Genomic DNA, 14,292 nt, shown 5'->3' on the forward strand with positions numbered 1-14,292 from the left:
GTATACTTGTGAATTAATGCTTCATGTAAATGATAGTCGAGGGAGGCACTTCCACATGCTTTTGCAAGTATCCAACGTGTCCAAAGGATATGGGGTTCGAACGATACTTTCCCAAATAACCCTGCAGATCGAGGATCGTGAGAAAATTGGTCTCGTCGGTGTGAACGGGGCGGGTAAATCCACGCTTTTGCAAATCATTGCCGGCGAGCTTTCCTATGACAGCGGGAACCTGTTCAAGGCCAAGGAAACCAAGATCGGATATTTACGCCAAAACAGCGGGTTGAACACGGATAAATCCATTTGGGACGAGCTGCTCAGCGTATTCACCTCTCTACTGGACACGGAAAAAGAGCTGCGAGAGCTGGAAATGCTTATGGCCGATCCCAAGCTCATTGAGGATGAGAAATTGTACGAATCGACAATGAACCGATATGCTGTCAAGTCGGAATGGTTTCGAGAGCATGGCGGGTATGAAATTGAAGCGCGTATTCGCGGGATTTTGCATGGAATGGGCTTTGGCCAATTCTCCCCAAGCACACCCGTGAACACACTCAGCGGCGGACAGAAAACCAGGCTTGCATTGGCTAAAATGCTGTTGGAAGAGCCGGACCTGCTCATGCTGGATGAGCCAACCAACCATCTGGATATCCCCACCCTTACCTGGCTGGAAAGCTACCTGCGCAGTTATCCGGGCGCGATTCTTGTCGTATCGCATGACCGCTATTTTCTGGATGCGCTGGTCACTTCCATTTATGAGATTGAACGGAACTCCTCACGCCGATATACGGGTAATTATTCCCGCTTTATAGAGATTAAAGAAGCCGAGTTTGAAGCGCAGATGAAGCAATTTGAAAAACAGCAGGATGAGATAGCGAAGCTGGAGGAGTTTGTACAGCGCAATATCGTGCGTGCCTCTACGACCAAACGGGCGCAAAGCCGCCGCAAGACGCTGGAAAAGATGGACCGTCTGGATAAGCCGCTCGGCGATTTGAAGCGCGCTTCCTTCTCCTTTGAGATTGAGCAGCAAACGGGCAAGGAAGTTCTGCAGGTCGAGCAACTGGCGCTCTCCTATGAGGGCCAGAAACGGCTGCTCGAAGACGTATCCTTTCAATTAAAGCGAGGTGAAACCGCAGCGCTGATCGGACCTAACGGTGTCGGGAAATCGACGCTGCTCAAAACACTAATCGGACAGCATAAGCAGGACCGGGGCAGTTACAAGTGGGGCGCGAATGTGAAGATCGGCTACTACGATCAGGAGCAAACCGGGCTGAACCCCGCTAACAGCGTGCTGGATGAGGTTTGGAACCAGTATCCGACTTTGGAGGAAGCGCGCGTTCGAACCGTTCTCGGCAATTTCTTGTTCAGCGGCGAGGATGTGTTCAAGAAAGTAGCGGCACTCAGCGGCGGGGAGAAAGCCAGAGTGTCTCTCGCCAAGCTGATGCTGCTAAACGCAAACGTACTGATTCTCGACGAGCCGACGAACCATCTGGATCTGTACAGCAAAGAAGTTCTGGAATCCGCGCTCATGGACTATGAAGGAACTCTGCTGTTCATCTCGCATGACCGATACTTTCTGAATAAAATGGCGGAAAGCATGCTCGAGCTGACACCGTATGGCATAACCGGCTATCTGGGGAATTATGACGATTACGTGGACAAGAAAGCCGAGCTTGCGGAGATCGAGGCAGCCCGCCTTGCAAAGGAAGCGGCGAAGAAAGCGGTCGGTTCGCATGGCGCGCAAGCAAGCGCCTCTGCAACAGGCGGGGCAAACGCCGGCAAGGACGCCAAGCGCGAAGAGCGCAGCCGCCAGCGGAAGCTGGAGCAGCTGGAGCTGGACATCGCCCGGCTGGAAGACGAAGTGGCCGCCCTCGAGGCGGAACTGGCCGATCCGGCCGTGTACAATAACTATGTGCTCGTCCAGGAGAAAACGACGGCCGCCGAGCACAAAAAGACCGAGCTGCAGGGCTATTACGAGGAGTGGGAAGCCCTCCTGTCTTGAAGCTGCAGCAGCTCACACAGCAAAGCCCCCGTATCTTGTTGGTACGGGGGCTTTGGCTGTGTGGTTGTGGTGCAAACATGCACCTAATTCAAGGTCGAACTGCAGAGTTGCTGGAATAAGGTGCAGAAACGCACCTAGGTCCGGCTGCTTTAGAAGCTTGAACCAAATATGGTGCAGAAATGCACCTGGCTCCAGCTACTTTAGAAGCTTGATCGAAATATGGTGCAGAAATGCACCTGGTTCCAGTGAGTTACATTAGGCAACAGGATGAGATGCATTACCTGCATCTAAAATTGCCAACAAGCCTGCTATCTATAGAACCAAATGTAAATCCTACATCCCAAGTAGCCAATCTTCCTTAATTTCCAACGATTTCGGAAATTTAGATGTAGGTTTTGCATCTCAGCAGCACATTTACAGGTCAAATCAGGAAACTAGATGTAGGTTTTGCATCTCAGCATCCTTGTACAGCCGAATTTGGGTTGTTTGTGAGAGAGACATGCATGGGGGCAACAGGATGAAATGCAATACCTGCATCTAAATTGCCAACATGCCTGCTTTCTATAGAACCAAATGTAAATCCTACATAATTTGGACCGACTGTTGTTCATAAATAAATGTCTAGTCAGCACGAAATAGCCGCTTTTCTCGAATGACTGCCCACCACCACCACCACCGTGGTCTTTCGAGTCGCTTTTTCAAAGTGAAAAGCCTAAAAAGCTTTTTCTGAGATATCTACAATTCGACAATGCGCATGATTCTGTCGAGAATCAAGACTCCCCACTAGACAGGTACATAACAAACTTTAACAATCACCTCTTGACATCGAACTTATACACACTTTCCACAAAACCATGAAAAAGTTATCCTTTTTCATAGTTATTTACAATCCCTTCATACACATGCTTACAGCAAATCTTATCCACAATATCCACAGGGGGTGTGCATAAGTTGCATCAGTTACTCACATCTCAATTTTCTTTACGAGGTTGCCGATTTTGTAAGAACGGCTGTCTTTTGCACTCTGACGGCTTGGTTGCATGCGGACACGAAGGCTTTAGCCACAGCTAACAGCACATCTTGATCAATGCTGGAGTTTTTATACATTTGTCCGTTGACGGTGATGGTGACCTCTGCTTCACCGGTTGCTTTTTCCCCAGTTGATAAAGATTGCAGCTCCATGTCCGAGAATTCCACTGGCATCGGAATGGCCTGCTTCAAGCTGTTGACAATTGCTTCTATCGGACCATCCCCCGTTGCGGAGTAAATGTGCTCCTCGCCGGTTTGATTGTTGCGGATCGTTACGGATGCCATCCTGCTGCGATCGCTGCTGCTCACTACTTGCATTTGAACAAGGGTGTAAGCTTCTTTTTGTCCATCTGCGGTAGACCCGACAAGCTCCATAAGCTGATCATCGGTTACGACCTTTTGCTCATCGGCCTTTGCCTTGAATCGAATGTACAGTTCTTCAAGCTCTTCCGTATTTAGATCTATGCCAAACTGGGTGACCCTATGCTTCAATGCATGTCGGCCGGAGTGCTTGCCCAAAATGATCATGGAACGGGGAATGCCCAGTTTTTCGGGATCCATAATTTCGTAGGTGTTTCGATTTTTCAGTAAACCGTCTTGGTGGATACCCGCTTCGTGTTGAAAAGCATTACGTCCCACAATGGGCTTGTTAAACGCGATTGGAAAATGCATGATTCTGCTGATCATTCGCGAAGTGTTGAAAATCTCCTGAGTTACAATGCCCGTTTCCACACCCATGGTTTCCTTGCGGGTTTCAATAGCCATGACCAGTTCCTCCAGCGAGCAATTCCCCGCTCTTTCCCCAACACCGTTGACTGTAACCTCTACATGGGTAACGCCGGCAGCAATCGCCGACAGACTATTGGCAACCGCCAGCCCCAAATCATTATGGCAATGCGCACTGTATTCGACATTCTCACCACCACGAACGCCTTCTCGAACTCTGCGGAACATCCTGCCATATTCCTCCGGCATCGCATATCCGACTGTATCGGGAATGTTCAAGATGGTTGCGCCCTCGGCAATAACGGCTTCCAGCACTTCAAACAAAAACTCTTCTCCGGTTCGTGTTGCATCCATCGGCGAAAATTCAATTCGATCGACGCGGCTTTTGGCGTAGGCGACCATGGTTCTTGCCATTTCAACGACTTGCTGACGGGACTTGCGCAGTTGAAAATCAAGATGAATATCCGAGGAAGAGAGGAACAAATGCAGACGGCGCTGTGCTGCATCCTGTGTCGCTCTAACTGCTGCGTCAATGTCCGCTTTGATCGATCTGGCGAAGCCGCAAATCTCAACGGTTTGAAGCTCTCTGGAAATTTGCTGAACCGCATGAAAATCTCCAGGACTCGAGATTGGAAATCCCGGCTCTATCGTATCCACACCGAGCCTCGCAAGCTGCTTGGCAATGCGAATCTTTTCTTCCGGATTGAGCGATGCTCCCGGTGCCTGTTCTCCATCCCTGAGCGTCGTATCAAATATGCGAATGCGTTTGTTTTCCATGTTCAATTTCCTCCTCTATAGTGGTTTAAAATATAAAAAACCCGCCATCTCTATAAAAAGAGACGACGGGTTGTTCAACCTGGCGCGGTACCACTCTTGTTGGCTCGACGATGCGAGCCCGCTCTAGACTCTCACCGACGGCATCCGAATGGACAAATTCATGCATCCATGCCTTATCCGGCGAGAGTCACCCGATCACGGAGGTTACCCGTTGATGCCTAACCGCCAATTAGCCGCTCAGCATTACCGCTCCCAAGCGAGTTCAAGGCCCCTGCAGTCTGCGTCGCATCCATTGGTTAAAGCTGACTATGTTACTTTACGTAGTTCGCTTTAACTAAACCCGCAGCTTTCTGTACTGTTGGGATTGCCTTTACTACTCTTGATCTTTGCGTTTGTTATATGTTTTTGAGTATCAAGGATAAGCGTTACGCCTTCCTAAATACGAGAACAACCAAAAAAGCCTGCCATCTCTATAAAAAGAGACGACAGGCTACAGCCTTCCGCGGTACCACTCTAGTTGATTCAGGCTTCCCTGAATCCGCTCATGCACCCGTTCACGAGGGTCAACCGTCAAGACCTACAGAGAGAGATCGCATGGATCCATTTCTTCGGCCTTACCGCTCCAAGGCGAGTTCAGGTGATGTTTCGACTGCGTTGCACCTATTCCTAAAGTTGACGATACCTCTGTCCGCTTTAGAAAACCCGCAGCTCTCTGCACGAAATCCATCTTCCTTACTGATCCCATTCATAGCGTTTATTAGATATTGTACATGATTATAGTATGCGTTTCATTCGATGTCAATACGTCAAACGTTGATATTAGCAATCCATAAGAAACCTCCACCATTTACAAATGATAAAATTAAGGTGTTAAAATTATGCTGGATTTGGAGGAGAATCGATGCAAACAGTACGTTCAAAGGACGGTACGACTATTGCGTTCGACAAGTTTGGCCATGGACAGTCGATCATCTTGGTAGGGGGTGCATTGAACAATCGAAACACCCCGCCAGTAGGCAAACCGCTGGCAGAACTCCTATCTGCCAATTTTACCGTGTTCGCCTACGATCGACGGGGTCGTGGTGCGAGCGGAGACACGTCGCCCTATGCGGTCGAGCGTGAGATCGAAGATTTGCAAGCTCTCATCTTGGAGGCTGGTGGAGCAGCGAATGTGTTCGGCCTCTCCTCAGGTGCAATTCTCGCGCTTGAAGCAGCAGCTTACGGGCTGAATATCAAAAAGTTGGCGTTGTTCGAGCCGCCTTTTAATGTTGTCGACAGTCGTCCCCGAATATCGTTTGCGCCGCACGTAAATGATCTGATAGCTTCAGGCCGCCGGGGGGATGCGCTCGAATTCTTCATGACTAAGGTCGTGGAGATACCTAGCGAGGTTGTTGCCCAATTCCGCAACGCTCCGATGTGGCCTTCTCTTGAAGGTCTGGCGCATACGCTCGTGTATGACCTCACGATCGTTGGGTATGGCTCGTTGCCGACCGAGCGAATCAACACTATCCTAGCTCCCGCACTGTTGATAGTCGGTGGGACAAGCCCTTCCTGGATGCGCCAAGCAGGAAAAGCGGTCATGGATGCCCTTCCACATGGGCAAGTTCGAATCCTGGAAGGTCAGAATCACTCTGCAGGACCGGAAGCCCTGGCACCCGTGTTGCAGGAATTCTTCGAAGACTGATACAAATTAAGGATGCATCGCAATATGGTCGGCGTAACCTTCAAAGTTATACTGGGATCAAAAATAATAACGGGGGTGCCTTGACAGGCTCCCCCGTTATTATTTATTTCACCCTTCGCCTTCTTTTAAAAGAAACTCGTTATATTCCAACGCTAACTCAACTATCCTGCTTGTTAATGAACGATTGTTCTGACTATGCACTCATCTAAGGTAACTATTTCTTCAAATGTTCCCCGGATTTGAAATCATGTGTGAGTAACTGCAAAACATACAGTTATTTCTCTAACAATCGTGATTCTGGATGATGTAAGTATAAAACCTGCAGGTAATTCGAGTCAAAACCTCCGAATAATCAAAAAAAGCAGAAAATAACTGTACATTTTGCAGTTAGCTGTCCAAAAAAGAATCATTCCTGCAAAATGAGATGTACTTTTTACAGGTAGCAGGGTAGACAGCAGTATCCGATTCCTAATTAGAGTACATAGTTAGAAAAGAAAATTTGGTGGCAAGCAGATTAGCCATGTTTTGCTACTTATTGCGCTTCAAGGGGCTCAATGGCTCTTTGGAGAGGCTTGCTCATCGCAAGCTACCACTGCTCCAAATCGAGCTGTGCCTCTGCTTTTAAATCAAGCGCGGCGTACTCCCGCTTGTCCCATTTCAGAAATGCAGCTGCGCCAATCATAGCTGCATTATCTGTGCATAGGCTCAGCGGGGGCAGCAGCAAGGGCACCTGCAGCTCGGCGCAGCGCTCCGCGAGCTTGCTGCGCAACCCCCGATTGGCCGCGACACCGCCGGCCAAGAGCAGCTGCTTCGCTCCGTATTCACGGACGGCGCGGCTGGCTTTCTCGACAAGAACCTCGGTTACGGATTCTTGAAAGCCTTTGGCGATTTGCGCGGTTTGCACGGCCTCACCGCGCATTTTGGCCTGATTCACTACGTTCAGTACAGCGGATTTTAATCCGCTGAAGCTGAAGTCGTAGGAATCAGGCTCGAGCCAGGCACGCGGCATGGTCACCGCGTGCTCGGCTTCGTGGGCGAGCCGATCCATGTGCGGGCCGCCCGGGTAGGGAAGGTGCATCGCCCGTGCCACCTTGTCGTAAGCCTCTCCGGCAGCGTCGTCGCGGGTGCGGCCGATAATATGGAAGCGGCCCGGGGCTTCCATGTGGATCAGTTCCGTATGACCGCCCGATACAACCAAGGCGATCAACGGATATTCCAAATCATGCGTCAGCTGATTGGCATAAATATGCCCGGCAATGTGGTGCACGCCGATCAGCGGCAGTCCCAGTGCACTGGCCAGTGCCTTGCCGGCCATAACCCCAACCAAAAGAGAGCCCACCAATCCCGGTCCCTGAGTGACGGCTATCGCTGATAATTGCTGGAGCGAAACCTGTGCCTGATCCACAGCCTCTTCAAGGATCCAGGTTATGGACTCCACATGCTTACGCGAAGCAATCTCCGGAACGACACCTCCAAAGCGCTGATGGGTCTCAATTTGGCTGGAAACCACGTTGGACCGAATAATGCGGCCATTTTCAACAATGGCCACAGAGGTATCATCACAGCTTGTCTCAATAGCGAGTATATACACAGGCTCGTCCTGACTATCCTCATTCCCGTTCTTAGCGGGCTCGTCACGTCTATCCTTACTCCTGTTCCTAACAGGCTCGTCCTGCCTGGTATCATTACGCTCATTCTTCATAGTGTTTGCGCTTCAGTCTTCCGGACTGTCCCTTCTGTACTTCGGCAGGTCGGTCCACATGATGATCGCGTCCTCCCGATTATCGGTATAATAGCCTCTGCGTATGCCCGCAGAAGCAAAGCCTAACTTATCATACAAGCTTTGTGCAATATGGTTGGATGCACGGACTTCAAGCGTCATGCGCTTTGCACCCAGATAGCTTGCCGTCCGCATGAGCTCTTGGAGCAGGCGCTTTCCGAGCTTCTGTCCCCGGTACGTATTCTTAATGGCTATGTTGGTGACATGGGCTTCATCCATGATGAGCCACATACCGCCATAACCGGCAACTTCACCGCTTATATCCAGAATCATATAATGGGCGAATTGATTGTTGGTGAGTTCGTTATGAAAAGCACCCGAGGTCCAAGGTGTGGCAAAGGCCTCCTGCTCAATTTCGCATACATGGGGAATATCCTCATATCGCATGGATCGAAATTCAAGAGCAGACTCCGGCCGCTGAAAATGCTGCTGCTCCATTTCAATCTTCCCCCTTCTGTGATTTGGCTGACAGATTCACTTCCGCTTCTGTCAGCTGTGCGTAATTTGGAACAAAGGTATGAACTTCCTGCAGTTCGCCTTGTGACCATTTCGGATAGGCCAGCAAACCTATATTCACAGCCGATAACAAATGGGGAACCACTAAAACTTCACCTATCCATTCCTCATCAAAGTTGGCAAGCATCGAGGCAAAGCCCTCTGTCTCACCTACAAAAACAAGGCGAGCAGGAGCGCCCCATTCCGTTTTCCCGGAAACATTTCGCCGCAACCCAGCATCATCTGCCAGATTCGCGATTTGCTCCAGCCATGGGTCCATCACCCGAATGGTATCTGGAATCAAAACTCTCCAGTGGTTGTTTAAATCGAAATGGTCATCCGCTGCTTCCTCGGGATTCCACTTGCCGCGGCTCTCATAAATGGCTGTAAATGCCTGTCGTCGCCGGGCATCCATGAGTGGAATGAACCAGGTGGTTCTATCCTGAATCACATTTGGGTTGCTGTCGAGAGCAGCCACGGCTTTCGCCCCAGCGCTCTTCCCGCCAAGCGCCATGGCTTCCAGGCTGGAAACGGCAATTAAAGGCAAGCCTAATGACCAGGCAAACGTTTTGGCTGCGGTAACCCCAATCCGGACTCCCGTGTAAGATCCCGGTCCTTTTCCTACCGTAATCGCTTGCAATTCTTTCGGTTTTAAGGCCAATGAAGCCAACAGTTCCTCGATGTTCGGCAAAAGTCCTATGGAATGATTTCGGTCCGCGTACGTACTCAGCTCTCCAAGAGACTTACCCTTCTCCAAAACGGCCACGGTCAAAGACGATGTGGAGGTATCTATAGCGAGTAACGGTCTGTAGGCTGCGGCACTATTTTTCAATATATCGGTCATTGTAAAATTCCGTTCTCCTTCATTTTCCGGCACCAGCTGAGATACATTTCTCCATGCGGTACAATGTGAAATAATCGCTCTTGCTCACCCATTCGCTCAATGGTCAAGCTAAGGCGCTCCACCGGCAGTAAATTTTCGATTCGGCTGGACCATTCGATGAGGGTAACTCCTTCCCCATAGAAGTATTCCTCCAACCCCAAATCCTCGGCTTCCTCCTGCGTTATGCGGTAAACATCCATATGATAAAAGGGAAGCTGCGCCCCTTCATATTCCTTAATAATGTTAAATGTGGGACTGTTTACGATTTCTGTAATCCCCATTGCTCTGGCGAGCCCTTGTGAAAATCTGGTTTTACCCGCTCCCAAATCACCATCCAAAGTTAGCACAGTGCCTGGAGTCAGGAACAAGGAAAGCTGTTTAGCCAGATTTTCGGTTTCATTTTCACCCGAGGATTTGTATCCATAGACCGCCTTATCCAGCTTCCTCATTCCTTCAATTTCTTATTTCCCCTATTATAGCCGCGCAAAAGTGCCTTAGCAACTTAAGGAAACACAAAAAAAGTTATCAAGCTCCATCAAAGCTCAATAACTTCAACGTTTATTCTTCCAGTACCGATTCCGCATCATCCATAGTATCTGTGGTGGAGGCATCGATAAGTCCGTTATTCTCGGTTACATAGCCTCCCCCCAAGCCTTCATTGACCATTCGGTCAATATCGATGAAGTGCTCATCCCTGCCTTCAACATTGTGATCCTGCTGCGGTTTTACAGAGTTCTCCAACTTAGACACCGGTTTCGTTTTTTCAAGCTTCTCCAGCTTAGACACCTCCTTTGTTGCTGCCTGTTTCACTCTGATTATTTTCTCCGCCCCGTTTAAAACCATTCCTGTATTTTTTTCGAATACCGAGCACCTAATATGGATATACTAATCCGAAAGGACTAATGAATGAGGGAGGCTTTTTTCATGCATACCGTCTGGAAAGGTGCCATCAGCTTTGGGCTCGTCCATGTACCCGTCAAGATGTTCTCTGCTACGGAAGATAAGGATATTTCCATGCGTTATATCCATAAGACCTGTATTACCCCTTTGTCCTATATCCGCAAATGCCAGACGTGTGACAAAGAAGTCGACTGGGAGGAAATCTCCAAGGGCTATGAATATGAACCGGGTCGGTTTGTGCTTTTCGAAAAAGAGGAGCTTGAACAGGTTAACGGCGAGGCGAACAAAGAGATCAAAATTCTCGATTTTGTTCATTTGACTGACATTGACCCGATCTACTTCCAAAAAACCTACTACTTGGCTCCAGGGGAAACAGGTGCAGGCGCTTATAATCTGCTGCTGGAATCGATGCGTCAAACGGGGATGATCGGCATTGCCAAAATTTCGATCCGCTCCAAAAGCTCATTGGCTGCGATCCGAGTCATTGAGAATTGTATAGCGATGGAAACTATTTTTTATCCGGACGAGATTCGTTCCATTACCCAGGTGCCCAATTTACCGGAAAAGGTCAATGTCCAGGAACGTGAATTGGATATGGCCAAAATGCTCATTGAGCAGCTATCCACGACCTTTGATCCGGAAAAGTACAAGGATGAATACCGCGGCCGGCTGCTGGAAGCTATCGAACATAAAGTCGCAGGCGAAGAGGTGCAGACCGCTCCGGAACCGCATCGGGCTAATGTCATTGATCTGATGGCCGCCTTGCAGGCTAGTCTTGATGCAACCAAGAAAGAAAAGGACGAACCTGCCGCCCGAAAGCCAAGAGCCAAAACGAAAAAGGAAAAACCGCAAGAAACTGTGTCATAACGTTGCTCTTGAGAAGGGCTGACCCCCATGCGTCATAGCGTGATTGTATTCACGCTGATGTGCCGGGATTGGCTCTTTTTTTGTTGTTGTAATAAATTTTTGTTTTTTTGTGGAAAATAATCCTCGATAAGGAGGTGGCTGCAGGATGGCATTCGCAAAAAAGGGACTGCTGGAGCTTATTTTACGCTTTCGCGGACAAGGAGAAGGCCAGGAAAACGCCCCTTCAGAGGCAGCAGATGCCTTGGATTATCATTTCATCGCAGAGCTTAAGAAAACTTCATTATCCCCGTCTCTGGATGCTAATTACCAATTTCTGAAACAGCTGTTCGACGATTGCTCGGACGTGGTCATTCGGGAATTTCAAATAGATGAAGCCGTGCCTGCATTGCTCGTGCTTGTCGACGGCCTTGTCAACTCCGAGCTGGTTAATCAAGCTATGAAGACATTAATGGTCCTGGGCGATGATGAAACTGACATTGAGCGGATCCTGGGAAACATACTTCCCGTATCGCAAACGCAAGTCACAGATAATTTCGGGGATCTGCTTCAAGGGGTGCTTAGCGGGGATACCTGTCTGATCGTTGAGAACAATACGAAAGCGATCCTCATGGGTATGCGCGGACCAGAGAAGCGCGCTGTCGCACCACCGGATACAGAGAGTGTTGTGCGTGGGCCAAAAGAAGGCTTTGTGGAGAACCTGCGCACCAACACCTCGCTTATTCGCCGAAGGCTCAAGACACCTCGGCTGAAGATGAAATCGATGACCGTAGGCAGGGAAAGCAATACTAGTCTGGTCATCGTGTATTTGGATGACCTAGCGATGCCTTCTATGGTGGAAGAGGTCGTCAAGCGGATCCAGAGGATTGACATCGATGGTATTTTGGAATCCGGCTATATTGAAGAACTGATTCAGGATGACGCCTACTCTCCGTTTCCACAAATACAAAACACGGAGCGTCCTGATGTGGTTACCAGCGGCTTGCTTGCGGGAAGAGTTGCCATCCTCATAGACGGGACCCCATTCGCTCTCTTGGTTCCTTTCGTGTTTGTACAGATTTTGCAGGCAAGCGAAGATTACTACGAACGGTATCAAGTCGCCACATTACTTCGTTGGCTGCGCTATTTATTTTTATTCCTGTCTCTAACCACTCCTGCCTTGTATGTAGCCATCACTACTTTTCACCAGGATTTATTGCCCACCACTCTCATGCTCAGTGTTGCAGCCGCTCGAGAGGCGATTCCCTTTCCCGCGTTTGTTGAAGCCCTGATTATGGAGATTACCTTCGAGGCATTGCGCGAAGCAGGGGTACGGCTGCCTAAGGCTGTTGGCTCTGCGGTCAGTATTTTGGGCGCCCTTGTCATTGGACAGGCCGCCGTTCAGGCTGGCATCGTATCTGCTCCCATGGTCATTGTCGTTTCCATTACCGGTATCGCTTCCTTTACGATACCCCGCTTTAACGGAGCGATTGCCGTTCGCATGCTGCGCTTTCCTGTTCTATTTGGGGGAGCCCTCTTTGGGCTCTACGGTATCTTTATTTGCATGATGATCATGATTGGACATTTAGCCAATTTGCGCTCATTCGGCGTACCGTATTTGTCACCCATTGGCCCGTTATCTATGGGAGATCTCAAAGATGTAGCCGTTCGTGCGCCATTGTGGAAAATGATAGAACGTCCCGCCTTCCTGCCCGTTCAGGATACTCAGAGAATGGACGCGGAGATGGTTAGCCATATCTCTCAAGATGGCGGAATGTCTGGTGATGACATCCTGCATAAGTTCAAGTCCAGCGAGGAGGAGGACAACTAGAATGCGGTCTTCAAGAATCTTGATTCGGCATTTGTTTCTTCTGGCTTTGCTGCCGATTCTACTAAGCGGCTGCTGGGATCGGACCGAAACCAACGACCTTGCTTACGTGATATCCACCGCCATTGATTTGGAAGATGATGGAAATGTGCGTATCTCTTTTTTGATGGCGCTTCCGGGGCAAATGGGCGGCGCCACCGGCGGCGGCGGAGGCACAGCCGGCAAGAAAAGCTTTTACGTAGATTCAGAAGTAGGCACCACTGTGAGGGACGCCACAAACCGGTTGCAAAAAAGGACCTCACGGAAGATTAATCTAGCTCACCGCCGAATAGTTGTGATCGGAGAAGCTGCTGCCAGGCAACGAGGGATTTATCCAATGTTTGATTCAATTCCCCGGATAGCCGAAAGCCGTATGAGCTCCTTTTTGGTTGTAGCCAAGGGCAAAGGTTATCAACTGCTCAATGCTCAGCCTAAATTTGAACGCTTCTCGGCTGAAGCAATTCGCGAGCTGGCCAAGCCTCCATTGACCATGAGATTATCGACGAAGGACGTTGGCTTAACGCTCAGCATGGGAAGTGATCCCGTCATCGCCTACATGGAATTGGCCAAAAGCCAAAAAGGCAAAAATCCAAGCGAAGAAATACAATGGATCGGCTATGCGCAATTTCAGGGTGATAGAATGGTTGGAGCTTACCAGGATGAATCCGCGATTGCTCTGACTTGGTTGAAAAATAAAATCATGGACAGCACGATCACTTTTCCGATGCAAAAAAAAAAAGAAATCAGTATTCGAGTCGTCGATGGCCATTGCTGGGTGACTCCAACTCTGAACAACGGTCAAATTTCCTTTGATGTCGACATCCAATTAAATGGGAAAGTCAGAGAGGATTTCTCAGGGCAAGACTTAAACAAAGCCTCTGCCCTGCAGAATGTGGAAAGCAAATTTTCCTCCTATGCCAAACAATATATGCAAAAAGCTATAAAACAAATGCAGGAAAGCCAAACAGATTCCGCTCAATTTGGCATGAGGGTCAGGGAAAAGTATCCTCTTGAATGGAGGCAAGGCTTGAAGAACAATTGGCGGGAGCTGTTCAGCAAAGCGACAATTTCTATCCACCTGAATACCTCGATTACAGAAACGGGACTGATCAATCAAAACATAATAAAAAAAGAGGAGGCTGAGATGCCATGAACAGCATTTTTGTAACCAGTTTTGCTTTCGTCATGTTCTTCACATGCCTTAAAGATTTGCCAAAACTGCAAGCAGGCAAAACTAGCCGGAAAATCTTATACGGGCTTATTTGCCTCACTACATTGGTATTATTGATCTGCAGACAATTCCACATAA

Annotated in this window: 11 protein-coding genes and 1 other annotated feature; of the genes, 5 read left to right on the forward strand and 6 right to left on the reverse strand. The window is 49.0% G+C overall.

Annotated elements, in window-relative coordinates; genetic code table 11:
* Positions 1–55 precede the first annotated feature (55 nt).
* Positions 56–1,999 (forward strand): ABC transporter ATP-binding protein, encoded by a 1,944-nt coding sequence (locus BLV33_RS15025; RefSeq protein WP_090793148.1) that lies wholly within the window; start codon positions 56–58, stop codon positions 1,997–1,999.
* A 981-nt stretch (positions 2,000–2,980) separates the two neighbouring features.
* On the opposite strand, the gene BLV33_RS15030 is transcribed toward BLV33_RS15025, so the two are convergent.
* Positions 2,981–4,531: a 2-isopropylmalate synthase gene (locus tag BLV33_RS15030; RefSeq protein WP_090793152.1), complete on the reverse strand. Its 1,551-nt coding sequence runs from the start codon at positions 4,529–4,531 to the stop codon at positions 2,981–2,983.
* A gap of 475 nt (positions 4,532–5,006) precedes the next feature.
* Positions 5,007–5,289: a binding site (T-box leader), on the reverse strand.
* A 143-nt stretch (positions 5,290–5,432) separates the two neighbouring features.
* Between BLV33_RS15030 and BLV33_RS15035 the strand changes: the two genes are divergently transcribed.
* Positions 5,433–6,215 carry an alpha/beta fold hydrolase gene (locus tag BLV33_RS15035; protein WP_090793157.1) on the forward strand — a complete coding sequence of 261 codons (783 nt, stop codon included), beginning with the start codon at positions 5,433–5,435 and terminating at the stop codon, positions 6,213–6,215.
* 586 nt (positions 6,216–6,801) lie between these two features.
* Here the strand turns inward: BLV33_RS15035 and tsaD are convergent.
* The 5 genes from tsaD to BLV33_RS15060 all read right to left on the reverse strand — a co-directional run bounded on the left by tsaD (position 6,802) and on the right by BLV33_RS15060 (position 10,114).
* The gene (gene tsaD / locus BLV33_RS15040) at positions 6,802–7,806 is read right to left on the reverse strand and encodes a tRNA (adenosine(37)-N6)-threonylcarbamoyltransferase complex transferase subunit TsaD (protein ID WP_253187241.1); all 1,005 of its coding nucleotides are present in this window, start codon (positions 7,804–7,806) and stop codon (positions 6,802–6,804) included.
* 123 nt (positions 7,807–7,929) lie between these two features.
* On the reverse strand, positions 7,930–8,433 hold the full coding sequence (gene rimI / locus BLV33_RS15045; protein ID WP_090793163.1) for a ribosomal protein S18-alanine N-acetyltransferase: 504 nt from the start codon (positions 8,431–8,433) through the stop codon (positions 7,930–7,932).
* 1 nt (position 8,434) lies between these two features.
* Positions 8,435–9,334: a tRNA (adenosine(37)-N6)-threonylcarbamoyltransferase complex dimerization subunit type 1 TsaB gene (gene tsaB / locus BLV33_RS15050; RefSeq protein WP_090793167.1), complete on the reverse strand. Its 900-nt coding sequence runs from the start codon at positions 9,332–9,334 to the stop codon at positions 8,435–8,437.
* Positions 9,331–9,822: a tRNA (adenosine(37)-N6)-threonylcarbamoyltransferase complex ATPase subunit type 1 TsaE gene (gene tsaE / locus BLV33_RS15055; protein ID WP_090793170.1), complete on the reverse strand. Its 492-nt coding sequence runs from the start codon at positions 9,820–9,822 to the stop codon at positions 9,331–9,333. The genes tsaB and tsaE overlap by 4 nt, the downstream gene beginning before the upstream one ends.
* A 109-nt stretch (positions 9,823–9,931) precedes the next feature.
* A complete protein-coding gene (locus tag BLV33_RS15060; RefSeq protein WP_090798952.1) occupies positions 9,932–10,114 on the reverse strand; it encodes a hypothetical protein in 183 nt (60 codons plus the stop codon).
* 183 nt (positions 10,115–10,297) lie between these two features.
* Here BLV33_RS15060 and BLV33_RS15065 point away from each other — a divergent pair, with 183 nt between their 5' ends.
* The 3 genes from BLV33_RS15065 (at position 10,298) to BLV33_RS15075 (ending at position 14,136) form a co-directional block, all read left to right on the forward strand.
* On the forward strand, positions 10,298–11,140 hold the full coding sequence (locus BLV33_RS15065; RefSeq protein WP_090793175.1) for a non-homologous end joining protein Ku: 843 nt from the start codon (positions 10,298–10,300) through the stop codon (positions 11,138–11,140).
* 145 nt (positions 11,141–11,285) lie between these two features.
* On the forward strand, positions 11,286–12,947 hold the full coding sequence (locus BLV33_RS15070) for a spore germination protein (RefSeq protein WP_090793178.1): 1,662 nt from the start codon (positions 11,286–11,288) through the stop codon (positions 12,945–12,947).
* A gap of 1 nt (position 12,948) precedes the next feature.
* On the forward strand, positions 12,949–14,136 hold the full coding sequence (locus BLV33_RS15075; RefSeq protein WP_171909168.1) for a Ger(x)C family spore germination protein: 1,188 nt from the start codon (positions 12,949–12,951) through the stop codon (positions 14,134–14,136).
* The last annotated feature ends 156 nt before the right edge of the window (positions 14,137–14,292 follow it).

The organism is Paenibacillus sp. GP183, from assembly GCF_900104695.1.
Classification (GTDB): domain Bacteria; phylum Bacillota; class Bacilli; order Paenibacillales; family NBRC-103111; genus Paenibacillus_AI.

What these genes read in the sequence shown, in the direction of transcription:
- BLV33_RS15025 (WP_090793148.1), top strand. Translation starts at nt 56, where the DNA reads ATGCTTTTGCAAGTATCCAACGTGTCCAAAGGATATGGGGTTCGAACG.
- BLV33_RS15030 (WP_090793152.1), bottom strand. Translation starts at nt 4,531, where the DNA reads ATGGAAAACAAACGCATTCGCATATTTGATACGACGCTCAGGGATGGA.
- BLV33_RS15035 (WP_090793157.1), top strand. Translation starts at nt 5,433, where the DNA reads ATGCAAACAGTACGTTCAAAGGACGGTACGACTATTGCGTTCGACAAG.
- rimI (WP_090793163.1), bottom strand. Translation starts at nt 8,433, where the DNA reads ATGGAGCAGCAGCATTTTCAGCGGCCGGAGTCTGCTCTTGAATTTCGA.
- tsaB (WP_090793167.1), bottom strand. Translation starts at nt 9,334, where the DNA reads ATGACCGATATATTGAAAAATAGTGCCGCAGCCTACAGACCGTTACTC.
- tsaE (WP_090793170.1), bottom strand. Translation starts at nt 9,822, where the DNA reads ATGAGGAAGCTGGATAAGGCGGTCTATGGATACAAATCCTCGGGTGAA.
- BLV33_RS15065 (WP_090793175.1), top strand. Translation starts at nt 10,298, where the DNA reads ATGCATACCGTCTGGAAAGGTGCCATCAGCTTTGGGCTCGTCCATGTA.
- BLV33_RS15070 (WP_090793178.1), top strand. Translation starts at nt 11,286, where the DNA reads ATGGCATTCGCAAAAAAGGGACTGCTGGAGCTTATTTTACGCTTTCGC.
- BLV33_RS15075 (WP_171909168.1), top strand. Translation starts at nt 12,949, where the DNA reads ATGCGGTCTTCAAGAATCTTGATTCGGCATTTGTTTCTTCTGGCTTTG.